Below are 15,402 nucleotides of genomic sequence, written 5' to 3'. Positions count from 1 at the left end.
TGTCTGTAGAATAATTTAAAAACATTTATCTTTATCATCTGTAAAAATGATATTGTAATACATTAATAAGATTACCGCTGAAGTTTATCTTGAGCGCAGTCGAAAGGCGAAATTAAAGATGAAAAAAAGAGTAATCGTAGGACTTTCTGGAGGAGTAGACTCTAGCGTTGCAGCTTATTTATTAAAAGAACAAGGCTATGAAGTTATTGGTCTTTTTATGAAAAACTGGCATGACGATTCTGTAACCATTTCAGATGAATGTCCATGGTTAGACGATAGTAACGACGCTATGTTGGTTGCCGAAAAATTAGGAATCCCTTTTCAAACAGTAGATTTAAGCGAGCAATACAAAGAACGTATTGTTGATTATATGTTTAATGAATATGAAAAAGGACGTACACCAAATCCAGATGTACTTTGTAATAGGGAAATAAAGTTTGATGTCTTCATGAAAATTGCTTTAGATCTCGGAGCAGATTATGTAGCAACAGGACATTATTGCAGAAAAGGTGTTGTAGAGAAGGATGGAGAAGAAATCTTCCAGTTATTAGCAGGACAAGATAATAATAAGGATCAGTCTTATTTCTTATGTCAGTTATCTCAAGAGCAATTAGCAAAAGCATTATTTCCTATTGGAGAGCTTCAAAAACCTGAAGTACGTGAAATTGCTGCAAAAGCAGATTTAATTACAGCAGATAAAAAAGATTCTCAAGGTTTATGTTTTATTGGTAAAGTACGTTTGCCAGATTTCCTTCAGCAGCAGCTAAAACCTAAAGAAGGTGTTATAGTAGAAATCCCTAAGAATAACGAGCATTATAATGAGGCTCCAAAGTCTTTCAGTTCTAAAATAGAAGAACTAGAATACCTGTCTAGAAAAGCAAAGTATACTGTTGCAGATGGAGAAATAGTCGGTAAGCATCAAGGTGCTCATTATTTTACTAAAGGTCAGCGAAAAGGCTTATCTGTTGGTGGTAAAGTAGAACCTTTGTTTGTAATCGATACCGATGTAAAAGAGAATGTAATTTACACAGGACAAGGTAAAGGACATCCGGGATTATACAAAAAAGCATTATTTGTTTCTAATGACGAGTTACATTGGGTGAGACCAGATTTAACTTTAAAAACAGGAGAAACTTTAAGTGTTTTAGCAAGAATTAGATACAGACAACCTTTAGATAATGCAACATTACATAAAGTGGAATCTGGTTTATATGTAGAGTTCGAAAACTTTCAATCTGCAATTACCGAAGGTCAATTTGTAGCTTGGTATTTAAAAGATGAATTGGTTGGTTCTGGAGTAATTTCTTAATATAAAATCATGCAAAATAAAATAACAAAACTCTTCAATATAAAACACCCAATTATTCAAGCAGGAATGATTTGGAATAGTGGTTGGAAACTAGCATCTGCAGCAAGTAATTCTGGAATTCTTGGTCTTATTGGCGCAGGAAGTATGTATCCAGATGTGTTAAGAGAACACATTCAGAAATGTAAAAAAGCAACCAATAAACCTTTTGGTGTTAATGTACCAATGCTATATCCTAATGTTCCTGAGATTATGGACATTATTGTAGAAGAAGGTGTGAAGGTGGTATTTACTTCCGCAGGAAACCCTAAAACATGGACCAAGTGGTTACAAGATAGAGGTATTACTGTTGTACATGTTGTAAGTAGTGTAAAGTTTGCTTTAAAAGCACAAGACGCAGGAGTAGATGCTATTGTTGCCGAAGGTTTTGAAGCCGGTGGACACAATGGTCGAGACGAAACAACAACGCTTACCTTAATACCAATGGTAAAAGAGCAATTGCAAATTCCGTTAATTGCAGCAGGTGGTATTGCTACAGGAAAAGCAATGTTAGCTTGTATGGTTTTAGGAGCAGATGGCGTACAGGTTGGAAGCCGTTTTGTTGCTAGCGAAGAGTCAAGCGCTCACCAAGCCTTTAAGCAAGTTGTTGTAGATGCTAAAGAAGGTGATACACAATTAACATTAAAAGAATTAGCACCTGTACGTTTAGTTAAAAATAAGTTTTTTAACGAGTTGCAAGAACTTTATAAAACAGCGCCAACACCAGAGCAACTAAAAGAGTTGTTAGGTAGAGCGAGAGCAAAGCGTGGTATGTTTGAAGGTGATTTGGAAGATGGCGAATTAGAAATCGGACAAATTGCAGGATTAATACATACTATTAAACCGGTAGCAGAAATAGTAGAAGAAATGATTTTAGAGTTTGAAGAAGCAAAGGTTAATGCTGTTAATTTGTAAGCTCTTAATTTTGTAGAGACTATTTTACTGAGTAATCACATTACTATAAAACTTCCTAATTAAAGGACGAAAATTATGAAAGAGAATAAAATGCTAAGTTATATTGAAAATGTATTAACGAATATGCCAACCGATTGGTTGCGCTTAACAACACACAGATTAGATATCTACGATGAGTCTTTGGCAAAAACTGAGTTTTTAGAGCAGTTCGAAGGTTTGTTTAACGATAATAATGCTGAAACATCAGCTTTAAGTAATTTACCAACAGCTTACGATTATATTAGATTAGGGCATCCATTATCTTGTGTATTAGAATGGGCTATTGCTAATTTAAACGGTTTAGAGTCTAATAGTGTAATCAGTTTTTCATCTCAAACAGTTCCTGTTTTATCTATTTTAAGAAAAAACCTTTTAGAGCATAAAAACACGCAAATTATTTACACTGGAGATTTGCCAACGTATTTTAATGCTGAAATTTTAAAGTCTGTTTACGGTTATAAATTCGAACTTAAAAAAGTTGAAAGCATAGATGAAGTTACCAAGTTTAATGGTAGCACAATTTATATTTCTGAAGAAAACCAAATTGGTACTATTACTCTTAATCCAAATGTTGATTTTTTCATCAGCCTTTATCCAAAACTTGGAAGTGTATTAGTAGTCAATGGAGCACAGAACGAAAATTACATTTCGGATATTCAACATGTAAGAAGAAGAGAAACTATTGCAATAACGCCTGCTAATGCACTTATAGCTTTAAAAGCATTAGTTGCGAAATCTTCTGTCGAGAATAAAAATAATGATAAAGTGGCAAACAAAACGTTAGTTTTAGATGCTATAAAACAAGTTACAGGTACGGTTACAAAACCACTTGTAGCATCAAGCGGATTGTCTATACAGTATGCTATTTTAATGGGTTTAATACACGATGCATTAGAAAACCATAAAGGGAAAGCTATAAAAATTGTAGTGCCACCTAACTGTTATGGTGGTACAAATGACCAAGCAAGACGTGTTGCTGCTTGTGTTGATAATGTTGAGATAGTAGATTTATTAGTGGATGGAGATAACGATATGGTACAAAGTATCGATACTGTTTTAGCTAAAATAGCTCAAGAAGATGCGATACCTTATATTATTGCAGAGATACCAACAAACCCAAGAGTTGAGGTTCCAGATCTTATAAAACTAAAAGCAGTTTTAAGTGAAGAGCGTAAAACACCTTCTGGTGAGATTGCTATTGATCCTGTGTTTATTTTAGATCAAACATTTTGTCCAAATGTTCACTTTTTAGGTGAAGACGATATCCTTTCTTCAGTAAGAACCATTTCATTTGCAAGTGGCTCTAAGTTTCCAAGTGGTGGGAAATGTACTGCTGGTTACTGTGTTGGTAACAAAAGGACGATTGCATTAATGGAAAAAATAGAATTACATTTAGAACTTTGCGATAATGAAGCTACAGATTTGCAATATGAAATATTAGCAAAGCAATTGCCTTCAATGAATCAAAGAATTGTAGATGCTTATAAGAATACACGTGAGTTTGTAAACTTTATTCATGATGCTTTGCCAGGTGCAAAAATTAATTTTGTATCTGAAACATTAGCCGAGCAAGGCTTTACACCTTCAGTTTTTTCATTAGATCTTCCTACAAAAGGAAATACAGATGAAGAAAGAGAAACTTATAAAAGAGCATTGAATTTAAAGTTAATCAATTTAATGATTACAGAAATCCCTAACGAAAGTAAGTTTTGTGTAAGTTATGGTCAACTAAAAGGATGCTATTGGACTATCCCAGCAACTTCTACTCAAGGTACAACTAAGGAAGGTGATAAGGATTATATTGTTCGTGCATCTTTGTCTTCAAATTTAGATTTAGAGCTTCATAAAAAAGTCTTCTTAAAATTTGTAGAAAGCATTTAATCTTATAAATATTTAGATACATTTAGTGGTGGTATTTTACTGAAAGGTAGCTTATCACCATTATTGTTCTATAACCTTTTAAAGTACTGTCTTTAGGTCTAATTTGGTTGTTTCTTTAAATATAAATATTCTTTTGTGTTGCTATAATTTTTAGATATAAAATTCTAAAAAATAAAATATGCAAACCAAAACTAAGCATTACTTTTGCCAAATGATATTGAGTAATTACACTAAAGAGTTTAAATACAACTGGCAACTAGCAGCACCTGTAATGTTAGGTATGCTTGGGCACACTTTTGTTAGTTTTATAGACAACATTATGGTTGGGCAATTGGGTACAGCAGAATTGGCCGCAGTATCATTAGGTAATAGTTTTATGTTTATTGCCATGTCCATAGGTATCGGTTTTAGTACGGCAATTACACCAATAGTAGCAGAATCTGATACCGCTAAAGATTTCGCAAGCGGAAAATCGGCATTAAAGCACGGTATTTTTTTATGTTCGGTTTTAGGTGTTTTATTATTCTTATTAGTACTTCTAGCAAAACCATTAATGTATTTAATGAAACAACCTATTGAGGTTGTAGAATTGGCTATTCCATATTTAAATTTAGTAGCATTCTCTTTAATTCCGCTTATTATATTTCAAGCATTTAAACAATTTAGTGATGGTTTGTCTATGACAAAGTATCCAATGTATGCTACCATTATAGGTAACTTAATAAACGTATTATTAAACTATTTATTAATTTTCGGGAAATTTGGTTTTCCAGAAATGGGAATGGTTGGTGCAGCTTACGGAACTTTAGTATCACGTTTTGTTATGCTTTGGTATTTATGGTATTTACTTAAGAAAAAAGAAAAGTCGAAAGCATTTGTTACCAACATAAAACTATTTGTTTTAGATAAGTTGATGCTTCGTAAAATTATAAGTTTAGGGACGCCAAGTGCTATGCAAATGTTTTTTGAAGTTGCTATTTTTACTGCCGCTATTTGGCTAAGTGGGTTATTAGGTAAAAATCCTCAAGCGGCAAATCAAATTGCCTTAAACCTAAGTTCTATGACGTTTATGGTGGCTATGGGATTAAGTGTCGCGTCTATGATTAGAGTGGGTAACCAAAAAGGATTAAAACAGTACTTCGAGTTACGTCGTATTGCTTTTTCATTATTTCTTTTAGGAGCTATTTTCGCGACTGGTTTTGCAATATTATTTGCATTATTTCATGATTACTTACCACGAATTTATGTCGATTTTGATGATGTTGTAAATTTCGACGATAACATGGAAGTAGTTTCAATAGCATCTCAATTATTATTGGCAGCAGCAATTTTTCAAATTAGTGATAGTATTCAAGTCGTCGTTTTAGGCGCTTTACGTGGTTTACAAGATGTAAAAATTCCAACTATAATGACATTTGTCGCCTATTGGTTAATAGGTTTTCCAATAAGTTGGTTTCTTGGTAAAGAGGACGCTTATGGTAGTTATGGTATTTGGTTAGGTTTATTAGCTGGTTTAACTAGTGCTTCAATTTTATTATACATAAGGTTTAACTATCTTACAAAAAAGTTGATAGCAACTGAAAATAAAAAGAGTTAAAAGTATTAATTGTCATTCCTGCGTAGGCAGGAATCCACAGTAAAAGAATAGTAATAAAATTAGATTCCTGCCTTCGCAGGAATGACAGAATAAATATAAAATACATTCCTGTTTACATAGGAATAACAAAAAAAGTTAATTTTGTCTAACTTGGCAAAAACAAACAATTAAAGAGACATTACAAATGACACTTCCAAAATTTATATTAGGTGATAATACCGATTTACCAAATGCTATTTTTGTAATCCATACAGAATTTCCAATGTTTATTATAAACCTTGAAGACGATGAGGTGGAATGGCTAGAAGACTTCGATCAGCATGACCAAAAAGAGCTTGAAATGGAAACTGAAAACATGATTGCAGAAGCCACTGCTTTTTACGATAGAGAAGTAGCGCGTTACGACGAATAAGCTTATTGTAATTTAAAGTTACATTTTTTTAGACGCAGTAGTTTTTTTACAAAACAAAAATTAAAGTAAATGTTAGAGCAATTAATAGAATTTGATCACGAACTATTTTTATACTTAAACGGATTAGGAACCGAAACATGGGATAGTTTATGGCTTGTAATTACCAATAAATTTACTTTTGCTCCATTTTATGCGGTCTTATTATTTTTAATTTTTAAAAAATTCGGACTAAAAGGCATGTTAATAATGATCTTAGTTATTGTGTTAATGGTGACTTTTACAGATCAAATTACCAACCAATTTAAGTCTGGGTTTAAACGATTTCGACCTTGCGGACAAGAAGGTGTTATGGAGTACATGCGTTTTATAGCAGTGCGTTGTGGTAAGTACGGTTATTTTTCTGGACACGCTTCTAATACCATGGCAGCAGCTATATTTACAGGTTTATTACTAAGACCATTCTATAAAAATCTAATATTTATTTTAGTTACTTGGAGTCTTATTGTAGCCTATAGTAGAATTTACGTTGGTGTACATTATCCTTTAGATATTGCTTCAGGATTATTATTCGGTACGTTTTCAGGATTTATTTTCTATAAGTTAGCTAAGTATGTTTTAAAGAGAGCTTCTATTTCTTAGTTAGAATATAAAACACACTTTTTAAGCGCGGATTGTTTTGGTTAGAGTTGCTGCCAAAACGATTTAAATCGTAAGTAGCCATTTCTTTTACCTCATAATTAGCTCGTATTTCGGCTTCATTTTCAGCACTCATTTCATACACAAGTATTCCAAATTTATTTTCCTTCGGAAACGTATAACGGTCATTTTTATACTCAATTTCAGGAATACTGTTTCCATAATCCCAAATGGTTTCTGGAGCGATATAATTAACGGCATATAAGTTAATATTACGCTGTTGGTTTTCTTCATTTAGATTAGAAACACTGCTATAATCTTCATTTTCAAAAGCATTAGAAAGTGGTAATGCTAAAACAAAAACGGATGCAAAAAAGAGTACTGTAAGTAGAAATACGTTTTTTATGTTTTTTGCTTTCAGCTGAAGTAAAATAAATATTCCAATAGCAAACAATACAATTGAAGGGATTATAAATCGTAATAAATGGCTTTGTAATTCAGTATTAAAAAGCATGAACATTACAATAGGAAAAGCAATACCAATAACACCAATTAGCCCAAAATTAAAATAAACAGGAAACGTCTCGCGCTTGTCTTTTAGTACTTTAAATTTTCGGATTAAATACTCTATATAAAAACCAATATTAAAAGCCAACGGAATTAAAACAGGTACTAAATAACGCGATTTTTTCATTGGTACTAAAGACAATAAAACCACTGCTGTAAGCGTCCAAATTAAACTAAATTGATAAGCTTTATAATGGCTTACACGTTTTTTTAAATAAGGATATAATAACGAAATAAAAGCGGGTATAGTCCAAATTCCTGTCTGTACAAAGAAACTCCAGTAATAATAAAACGGTCTAACGTTATAGTTTTTCCAAGTACCGGTTTCTTTGGCAACAGTACTGTTTAAAACGTTGGGATCTTTTAATTTAACATACAAATACCAAGAACCGCCAATAATTAATCCTAATACAATGGCACTTAAAAGCTGTGGTAGTTTTTGTTTAATTGCCTTGTATTTAAAACTAAAACCATAGGCAATTAAAAACGGAAGTAATAAAGCATATATAGAAATAGGTCCTTTTGCTAATATAGAAAGGCCTAAACAAATTCCTGCAAAAAGCACATGTTTCCAACGGCTAACATCTTGTTTAAAAATTTTATAGAAATAGTAAATAGACACAAGCATAAAAGCGTGTGTGAAAATATCTGAAGGTGCTTCAAAAGTAATCCCAATAACATAAAAAGAAGTGATTAAAACCAAAGCATTAATCATACTATGTGTTCTGCTTTTTAAAATAGTTCTTGAAAAATAATACATATAACTACCGGTAAGCATTACCATTAAAACGGCTGGTAATCGCATACCAAAAAGACTTTTAGCTCCAAATAATATACCACCCAAAGCCGAAAACCAAGCTGGTAAAGGAGGTTTTTGGTAACGCGCAACGTTATTCATTGTGGTAAGTAACCAATGATCGTTGTTAAGCATTTCGCGAGCTGTAATAAAGTTTCTCGCTTCCATAATAGAAATCTGTAAAGCATCTAAATTTGGAAGTAACATAACCGCTACAAACAAACATATAAATAGTATGGGATAGTTTTTAAGCGCTTTAAACATTTTGATTTTTTAGAATAATTAAATTTCTAACGTAAATTACGGTCCCTAAAATATGACCTACAAAAAGTACAGGATCTTTTCTAAAGATAGCATAAGTTAAAATTAAAAGCGAACCTATTAAACTTAGAGCCCAAAAGCCAAAAGGGAGAGACGAACTTTTTTGTTTTTCAGAATACAACCACTGGTAAACAAAACGCAATGTAAAAATAGTTTGAGAGACAATACCTAAAGTTAGTAGCCAATACGGGATGTCTTCATTTTTAAAGAAAACGTTTACATCTATTCTGTTATTATTAAAATAGAAAACAGTAATAAATAATGGCATAAATAGTAAGACGTAGCGTAAAACTACTGGTATTTTCTCCCACTGTTTTTGCAGTTGTAAATTTCTAATGTATATAAAATAGGTGAGTGCTTGACCAAGCATAATAGCAAAATCGTTGCGTAAATAACCGTAAATAAATAGGAGGAAAGACGCTATTAAACTTAAGGTCCAAAATAAAGTAGGTGTTACTACACGCTTTGTTTTTTCACTTGTAATCCATTGGATAATTAATCGCGACGAAAATAAAATTTGAGCTAAAAAACCAACACTATATATTATCCAATCGCTCATTAACTCTTTTTAGCTACGGTATAATTAATATACTTTTTCTTCATCCATAGGTAAGCAAAACAATCCATTAAAGGACCAATTAACCTATTCCAAACACCAAATTTAGCTTCTCCTGCAACGCGTGGGAAATGCTGCACAGGAATTTGTTTAATAGTACCGTTTTGCAATAATATCATGGCAGGCAAAAATCGGTGTAAACCTCTAAACATTGGAATACGTTTTGCAAAATCTGTTTTTATAACTTTTAATGGGCAACCGGTATCGTCCATACCATCATGTGTAAAACTCCTTCTAATACCGTTGGCAATTGTAGAACTCATGTTTTTTACAAAACTATCTTTTCTGTTTGCTCGAACTCCGGTAACTAAATCGTGTGTTCCCATATGTTCTAAAAGTAAATTAAAATCGCTTGGTGCCGTTTGCAAATCGCTATCTATGTAACCTACTAATTCTGTATCGGTATAATCGAAACCAGCTTTAACAGCAGCACTTAAGCCACAGTTTTCTTTAAAGGCAATAAAAGTAAATTCTGGATTTCTATTACAAATGTTTTCAATTAGTGTCTGACTTTTGTCTTTAGAGCCATCGTTAACAAACAAAATTTTGGTAGTTTTTGTTGCTGTTTTCGTGTAAGCTAAAAGCTCTTTTTCAACACGTAAAAGGTTATCCTCTTCGTTATAAACAGGTACAACGATGGTAAATTGGTAAATCATAAACAATATAATAATGTTACAAATGTATCGTTTTTTTAAGAATAGAAAATGAGTATCAAATAAAATATGTTACTTTGTAATTGTAGAATATAATATATGAAAATATTAGTAACCGGAGCAGCTGGATTTATTGGCTCTCACGCATGCGAAAGCTTAAAAAATTTAGGACACGATGTTATTGGCTTAGATAATTTTAATGCCTATTACAATGTTGCGTTAAAGCAATTAAATGAGAAGGCACTTAATGCCAAAGGAATTAATATTATTAATCAGGATTTAAGAGATAACGCTTTCGCGGAAATGCTCCCTAACGATATTCACTACATCTTTCATTTTGCAGCACAACCAGGACTTTCTACTTCATCTACATTTCAAGATTATTTTTCAAATAATATTATAGGTACAAATAACCTAATAGATTATGCCTTAACATTACCCAATTTAAAACTATTGGTTAATATTGGAACCTCTTCAATTTACGGATTAGAAGCTACTTTTCCTGAAACTACAGTGCCTAAACCAGCATCTTATTATGGTGTTACTAAATTAACGGCAGAGCAATTAGTGCTTCAAAAAAGTAGAGAAAATGTATTACAATCGTGTTCACTACGTTTGTATTCTGTAATAGGCCCAAGAGAGCGACCAGAAAAAATGTACACTAAATTAATTGCTTGCGCTTTTAATAATACCCAGTTTCCTTTGTATAATGGTAGTGCCTCACATTTAAGAAGTTTTACTTATGTTGGAGATATAGTAGATGGTATTATAAGTGTTATTGGTAACGAAGCTAAAGTTAATGGAGAGATTATTAATCTTGGTACCGAAGTTGAACATACTACACAAGAAGGTATCGAAGCGGTAGAAACTATTATTGGTAAGTCCATAAAAATAAACCATGTCGAAGCTAGAGCAGGAGATCAATTGCGTACTAAAGCCAATATTGATAAGGCTAGAGCGCTTTTAAATTACAATCCTAAAACTACATTGTTGGAAGGTGTGAAAGCTCAAGTGGAATGGTATAAGGCTAATTTTTTGTAGAAGCTTTAGGTGTAAGAGGTAACAAGAATTTTATTAACACCTCTTTAGAAAAAATAGAAAAGTAAAAAGCACAGTTTAAAGCTGTGCTTTTTTATGGATTTTGGAAAGGTTCGTTTAATATTTCATTGATAAAAAATCGTTTCAATGTTTTTTATCAGATGTTAAACGAAGTTAGTTGTTTTTTCGGACAAAGTCAAGTAAAACAAAAGCATTGCAAAGCGAAAAATTTAGTATAATCTATGCATAACAAAAATCACTATTATTTATCAATAACCAATTTTGATAACGCTTCAGGATAACCTCTATCTACTGCAAATTTTCCTGCTAAAGCATCAATGTCTGTTTTCGAAATACTTTTTAATAAAGTAGTAGGTAATTCCTTTATTAGTTCGACCACAATATCTTCCTCTACAATTTTCTCTATAATTTGGTTTGCAACCGTTAATGCAGAAGAGGCTTTAATAATTTCGCTACGTGCATAAAATTTACTTGGAAAATGAACTTCTCCAACTCTTAAATTAGGGTCGTCACCAAAAATTTGTTGTGCACCATATAATGGAGGTCCACCAACAGTTGCACTTGTAAATGAAGGTACAAATTTACCAACAAAAGCAATGGCGTTTTCAGTTCTTGTATTTATGTCTTCTTGACTCCAAGCACGAGATAGTTTTTGTTTAATTTCAGAATTAAACTCCGGCTGGGCATCATCGGTTTTAGATTGTACCATACCATCATTAAATAACGTAATATCGTTAGTCATACCGTGAATTTGGTAATAATCATCGCGGTAAGGTGTAAGCTGTGCCATGCCATGTGGTGTGCCACGTTCTCCATGAAAAATTAACTCTGGAATTAATCCAGAAATAGGCTGCCATTTTGAAACATAAGCAGCTTTAAACTCAATTAAACGTTCGGATTTTAAATGCAAAGAATTATCTATTTCTCCTGTTTTAAACCCAGAAGAATTAACTAAGTATTTAACCTTGTAAATGTTGTCTTTAGTATGTATTTCCCAATTATGATCTATTTTTTTAGATCTAACATCTTTAATATCTGTAACAAAAGTATTTGTTTTTAAAGTACATTCTTTAGAGCTGTTTAAGGCTAATTGTGCTTGTGCTCCTAATCTAAAAAAATTCCATCCGTATTCTTGTACTAAAATTACAGGCGTTTTTAAAAGGTTATAGTCTATTAATTTAATAGCGTTGCACATCCATTCATCTGCCGTATTTGGTACAGCGGTTGTAGGTTGTTCTGCTAAAACTTGTAAATCTGCTTTATTATAAAGTTTATAATAGTGTTCTGGAGCACCAAGAATTTCATTTTCTGGATCTTCAGCAATTAATGTTTTATAATAATCCACCAACATATCTAGTCGGTTTTCAATTTGAGAAACGGCGTATTTTTCAGTTTTAGGAATACTTATAAATGTAGGTCTTTCATCAATAGACTGTGGAAATAGTCGCGCCATTTCTATCGATTGTTTTAAGAGGATTCTACATTGCTCGTCGGAAATATCTGGATACAAATTTCCTCCAGCATGTAAATGGCAAAATGGCGGACCATTTACCACGCTTTCTTCTTTTTCAAATAAAATATTATCTATTCCATATTCAGATAGCTTCAAGGCGATTACAACTCCCGAAACACCACCTCCTATAATACCTACATCGTGTTTAATAGTCATACTAAAAAAGGGCTTCTAAATCTGTGAAATTATCAACTACCGTAGTAGGATTGTAATCGGCAATATTTTCGTTGTAATTATAACCATAACTTACTCCAATACTTTCCATATTTGCGTTTTGCGCTGCAAGAATATCATTTTTAGAGTCGCCAACCATAATGCAGTTTGCAATAGCGACTTCTTGTGTTTTTGCTAAATGTAAAAGCGGCGCTGCATCTGGTTTTTTAGTAGTTAAAGAGTCTTCTCCAATCCAAGATTTAAAAAGATGTTTTATCTCTAATTTTTCTAAAATGGGAGCAATAAAACTGTACGGTTTATTCGTGCAAATCACCATTTTATAACCTTTTTTATCTAGTTTGGTTAAGGTGTCAAAAACACCAGGATACATAAAAGTTTTATCGCAAGTTACTGCTGTATACGCCGAAAAATAGACTGTAAATGCTTCTTCTAAAAAGGCATCTGTAAGTTCTTTTTCTGGCATTGCTTTTTTTAAAGCACGTTTTACAAGTGGCATTGCGCCGTTACCAATAAAAGGAGTGACTTCTTCTATTGTTAATGATGATGCATTATAATGTAATAGCATTTTATTAACAGCCAAAGTTAAATCGGGAATGCTATTAATAAGCGTGCCGTCAAAATCGAATATAATCAGTTTTTTACTTGTAAAATCCACAGGTATTTATTTTTAAACAAAGATGCGGAAGTTTTTATTAAATAGTAAGAAATTACTATATTTTTAGTGAAGGTTATTGTTACTGTAACCGTGTTTTAAATTGAAAAAAGATTTTTTTTTAATTGCAACCTCTAGGTTTATCACTTTGATGAAGTGCAACCTCTGAATGTAAAAATTTTGCAGCTTTAGCAGAATCTATAACTTTAGAAGCACTGCGTTTTAGCATTTCTGTTTCAAAATTAGTTAATACACTTTTGCGTATTCCTGCTGTTTGCCATTGCGATAATGGTCGGCATTCTTTTGTAATAAGTCTAGCAAGAGCTAAAGCATCTAATAAAGCTTGGTTTGCACCTTGACCTTTAAACGGACTCATAGGATGGGCAGCATCGCCAATAAGTGTTACTTGTTTGCCTTGTTCTAATACTTCTTGTTTAAGCAATTGGCGGTCGTAAACTGGATAGCCTGAAATTTCAGATTCTAATGTTGCTGCTAAAATTTGAGGAATAGGAGTGTGCCATTGTGTTCTATTACAGGCTTCTTCTTTTAGTGCTTTTGGTCCTTGAGCGCTTAATGCTTTAGCTTCCTTTTCTAACATAGGAAAACTAAGTTGCCACATTATTGCGTTAGAGGAGTAAGGCATCATATAAATACGTTCGTTGCCATTGGCAGTTTGAAAAACGGTTTCAGAATCTAACAACGGACTTTCGACACCTTCTAATGCCGCTAAAGGACAAATGCCTAATATTACAATGCAATCTAAGTAACGTAAAGGTGTTTTATCTTCTCCAATAAGTAGGTTTCTTACAGTGCTTCTAATACCATCTGCACCAACTACAAGGTCTGCTTTTGTGTTTTTTATTTCTCCGTTAACATTAAAAATTAAATTAACGCCTTCATTTTTTGAAGCTTTAAAATCTATTAATTGGTGTTGCCATTGCACAGCGTTATGTTCGCCAAGTTGCTCAAGTAATGCTAAGCGTAAAGATTGCCTTGCAATGTGAATATTTGAAGGTTTCGAATTTGTTTTGGCTTCTTCGGGCATCCATTTTCGCATTCCCCATTCACCAATTACTTTGCCGCTGGTAGTATGTACAATATGTTTTGTAGAAACGATGCCTTCTTTTAAGGATAAAATACCGAATCCTTTAATGGCTTTACTCGCTTGCTGCAAAGTTAAACCGTAGCCTTGAGATCTAGAATCGAAGCTTTTATCTCTCTCGTAAAGTGTAAAAGGAATACCACGATGTAAACAAGCTACAGCCAAAGCAACACCGCCAATACCACCACCAATAATAGCAATGTGTGGATAGTTTTCGTTATCCGGATTTGGATGCTTTACAGAAGGAATTAATCCAGAACCAGAACATTTTAAACAAGAATATAACGGACGCTTAGGAGAAACAGGTGCAATGCCTTGTGCGTTCGTTTTTTTATAATTTTCAAGTGCAACCTGGTAGCGCAATTTTACTTTCTTGCTTAGCTTTCGGCTTTTCGTACCATGACCTTTACATTCTTTACAAATGGTCCAGTTAGTCATTTCGTTCTCTGCCTTTTTCACTGTTTTTTACTTCTTATTAATATGAAAAAAATCAACTGTAATTGATGGTTGCTTTTTTATAATATTTTGTTGTTAAATACTAATAATAGAGACCAATAAGAGGTTCTAGTTTTTTTGAAATCTGTAATTTATTTTTTATTTTTACATAACAAAAATATTAAATTTTATAATTATGAAAAAGACTGTATTATTTACGTTTTTAATGTTCTTATTGTCGATATCAATTTATGCTCAAAGCAATAGTTCTAATGTTGCCATTGGCGATGTTTTTGTTATTGGCGAAGCTAACGATAATTACAATCACATAAATTTCCCAAAGGCTAATTTTATTATTAAAAAAGGAGGCATTGCTAGCTATAAGAATATTGTAGGAGAAAAAGTTGAAGTTACTTCTGTTAAAGAGAATAAAGATGGAGAGTTGGTTGCGACAATTAAATTAGTATCTAAAAAGAAGTTTTTTAATAGTCATAAATATGTAACTGTAGCTTTTGATAAAGCAATTGACACTAAAGAGTTGATGAAAATTTAACAGGCCTTAAAAACTTCAACTAATATTTAAAAGAAGTAATATTCCTGTCATTCCGAGCAAAGCGAAGAATCTACTATTTTAAGTATTAGTTTAATCTTGATTTATTAGTATTTATGTCATTCAGAGCAAAGCGAAG

Annotated in this window: 14 protein-coding genes; 8 read left to right on the top strand and 6 right to left on the bottom strand. The window is 32.5% G+C overall.

Annotated features, from left to right (window positions below; translation table 11 throughout):
* Positions 1–70: 70 nt before the first annotated feature.
* The 6 genes from mnmA (at position 71) to ASC41_RS04420 (ending at position 6,828) form a co-directional block, all read left to right on the top strand.
* Entirely contained in the window at positions 71–1,309 is a 1,239-nt protein-coding gene (gene mnmA, locus ASC41_RS04445; protein WP_262494951.1) for a tRNA 2-thiouridine(34) synthase MnmA, read from the top strand.
* A 9-nt stretch (positions 1,310–1,318) separates the two neighbouring features.
* On the top strand, positions 1,319–2,260 hold the full coding sequence (locus ASC41_RS04440; RefSeq protein ID WP_055435431.1) for an NAD(P)H-dependent flavin oxidoreductase: 942 nt from the start codon (positions 1,319–1,321) through the stop codon (positions 2,258–2,260).
* A gap of 75 nt (positions 2,261–2,335) precedes the next feature.
* Positions 2,336–4,180 carry a PLP-dependent aminotransferase family protein gene (locus ASC41_RS04435; RefSeq protein WP_055435430.1) on the top strand — a complete coding sequence of 615 codons (1,845 nt, stop codon included), beginning with the start codon at positions 2,336–2,338 and terminating at the stop codon, positions 4,178–4,180.
* A gap of 211 nt (positions 4,181–4,391) precedes the next feature.
* The gene (locus ASC41_RS04430) at positions 4,392–5,777 is read left to right on the top strand and encodes an MATE family efflux transporter (protein WP_193786891.1); all 1,386 of its coding nucleotides are present in this window, start codon (positions 4,392–4,394) and stop codon (positions 5,775–5,777) included.
* Between the two features lie 184 nt (positions 5,778–5,961).
* Entirely contained in the window at positions 5,962–6,189 is a 228-nt protein-coding gene (locus ASC41_RS04425; RefSeq protein ID WP_055435428.1) for a hypothetical protein, read from the top strand.
* A gap of 69 nt (positions 6,190–6,258) precedes the next feature.
* A complete protein-coding gene (locus tag ASC41_RS04420; RefSeq protein ID WP_055435427.1) occupies positions 6,259–6,828 on the top strand; it encodes a phosphatase PAP2 family protein in 570 nt (189 codons plus the stop codon).
* On the opposite strand, the gene ASC41_RS04415 is transcribed toward ASC41_RS04420, so the two are convergent.
* From ASC41_RS04415 to ASC41_RS04405, 3 genes are read right to left on the bottom strand one after another with little or no spacing between them, the layout of a single operon-like run.
* Complete coding sequence (locus ASC41_RS04415) at positions 6,818–8,452, bottom strand: ArnT family glycosyltransferase (protein ID WP_055435426.1); 1,635 nt, start codon at positions 8,450–8,452, stop codon at positions 6,818–6,820. The genes ASC41_RS04420 and ASC41_RS04415 overlap by 11 nt on opposite strands.
* Complete coding sequence (locus ASC41_RS04410) at positions 8,445–9,068, bottom strand: lipid-A-disaccharide synthase N-terminal domain-containing protein (protein ID WP_055435425.1); 624 nt, start codon at positions 9,066–9,068, stop codon at positions 8,445–8,447. Before ASC41_RS04410 ends, ASC41_RS04415 begins: the two co-directional genes overlap by 8 nt.
* On the bottom strand, positions 9,068–9,781 hold the full coding sequence (locus tag ASC41_RS04405) for a glycosyltransferase (protein WP_055435424.1): 714 nt from the start codon (positions 9,779–9,781) through the stop codon (positions 9,068–9,070). The genes ASC41_RS04410 and ASC41_RS04405 overlap by 1 nt, the downstream gene beginning before the upstream one ends.
* Before the next feature lie 96 nt (positions 9,782–9,877).
* Here ASC41_RS04405 and ASC41_RS04400 point away from each other — a divergent pair, with 96 nt between their 5' ends.
* Positions 9,878–10,819: an NAD-dependent epimerase/dehydratase family protein gene (locus ASC41_RS04400; protein ID WP_055435423.1), complete on the top strand. Its 942-nt coding sequence runs from the start codon at positions 9,878–9,880 to the stop codon at positions 10,817–10,819.
* 259 nt (positions 10,820–11,078) lie between these two features.
* Here the strand turns inward: ASC41_RS04400 and ASC41_RS04395 are convergent, their stop codons facing one another.
* From ASC41_RS04395 to ASC41_RS04385, 3 genes are all read right to left on the bottom strand, one after another.
* Entirely contained in the window at positions 11,079–12,506 is a 1,428-nt protein-coding gene (locus ASC41_RS04395) for an FAD-dependent oxidoreductase (RefSeq protein WP_055435422.1), read from the bottom strand.
* A gap of 1 nt (position 12,507) precedes the next feature.
* A complete protein-coding gene (locus tag ASC41_RS04390; protein ID WP_055435421.1) occupies positions 12,508–13,179 on the bottom strand; it encodes a phosphoglycolate phosphatase in 672 nt (223 codons plus the stop codon).
* Positions 13,180–13,297: 118 nt separating this feature from the next.
* A complete protein-coding gene (locus ASC41_RS04385) occupies positions 13,298–14,737 on the bottom strand; it encodes an FAD-dependent oxidoreductase (RefSeq protein ID WP_055435420.1) in 1,440 nt (479 codons plus the stop codon).
* 172 nt (positions 14,738–14,909) lie between these two features.
* Here ASC41_RS04385 and ASC41_RS04380 point away from each other — a divergent pair, with 172 nt between their 5' ends.
* Positions 14,910–15,266: a hypothetical protein gene (locus ASC41_RS04380; RefSeq protein WP_055435419.1), complete on the top strand. Its 357-nt coding sequence runs from the start codon at positions 14,910–14,912 to the stop codon at positions 15,264–15,266.
* Positions 15,267–15,402: the final 136 nt, after the last annotated feature.

It is taken from the genome of Lacinutrix algicola (assembly GCF_001418085.1).
Classification (GTDB): Bacteria; Bacteroidota; Bacteroidia; order Flavobacteriales; family Flavobacteriaceae; genus Lacinutrix; species Lacinutrix algicola.
This window is presented reverse-complemented; position numbering and strand designations above follow the sequence as displayed.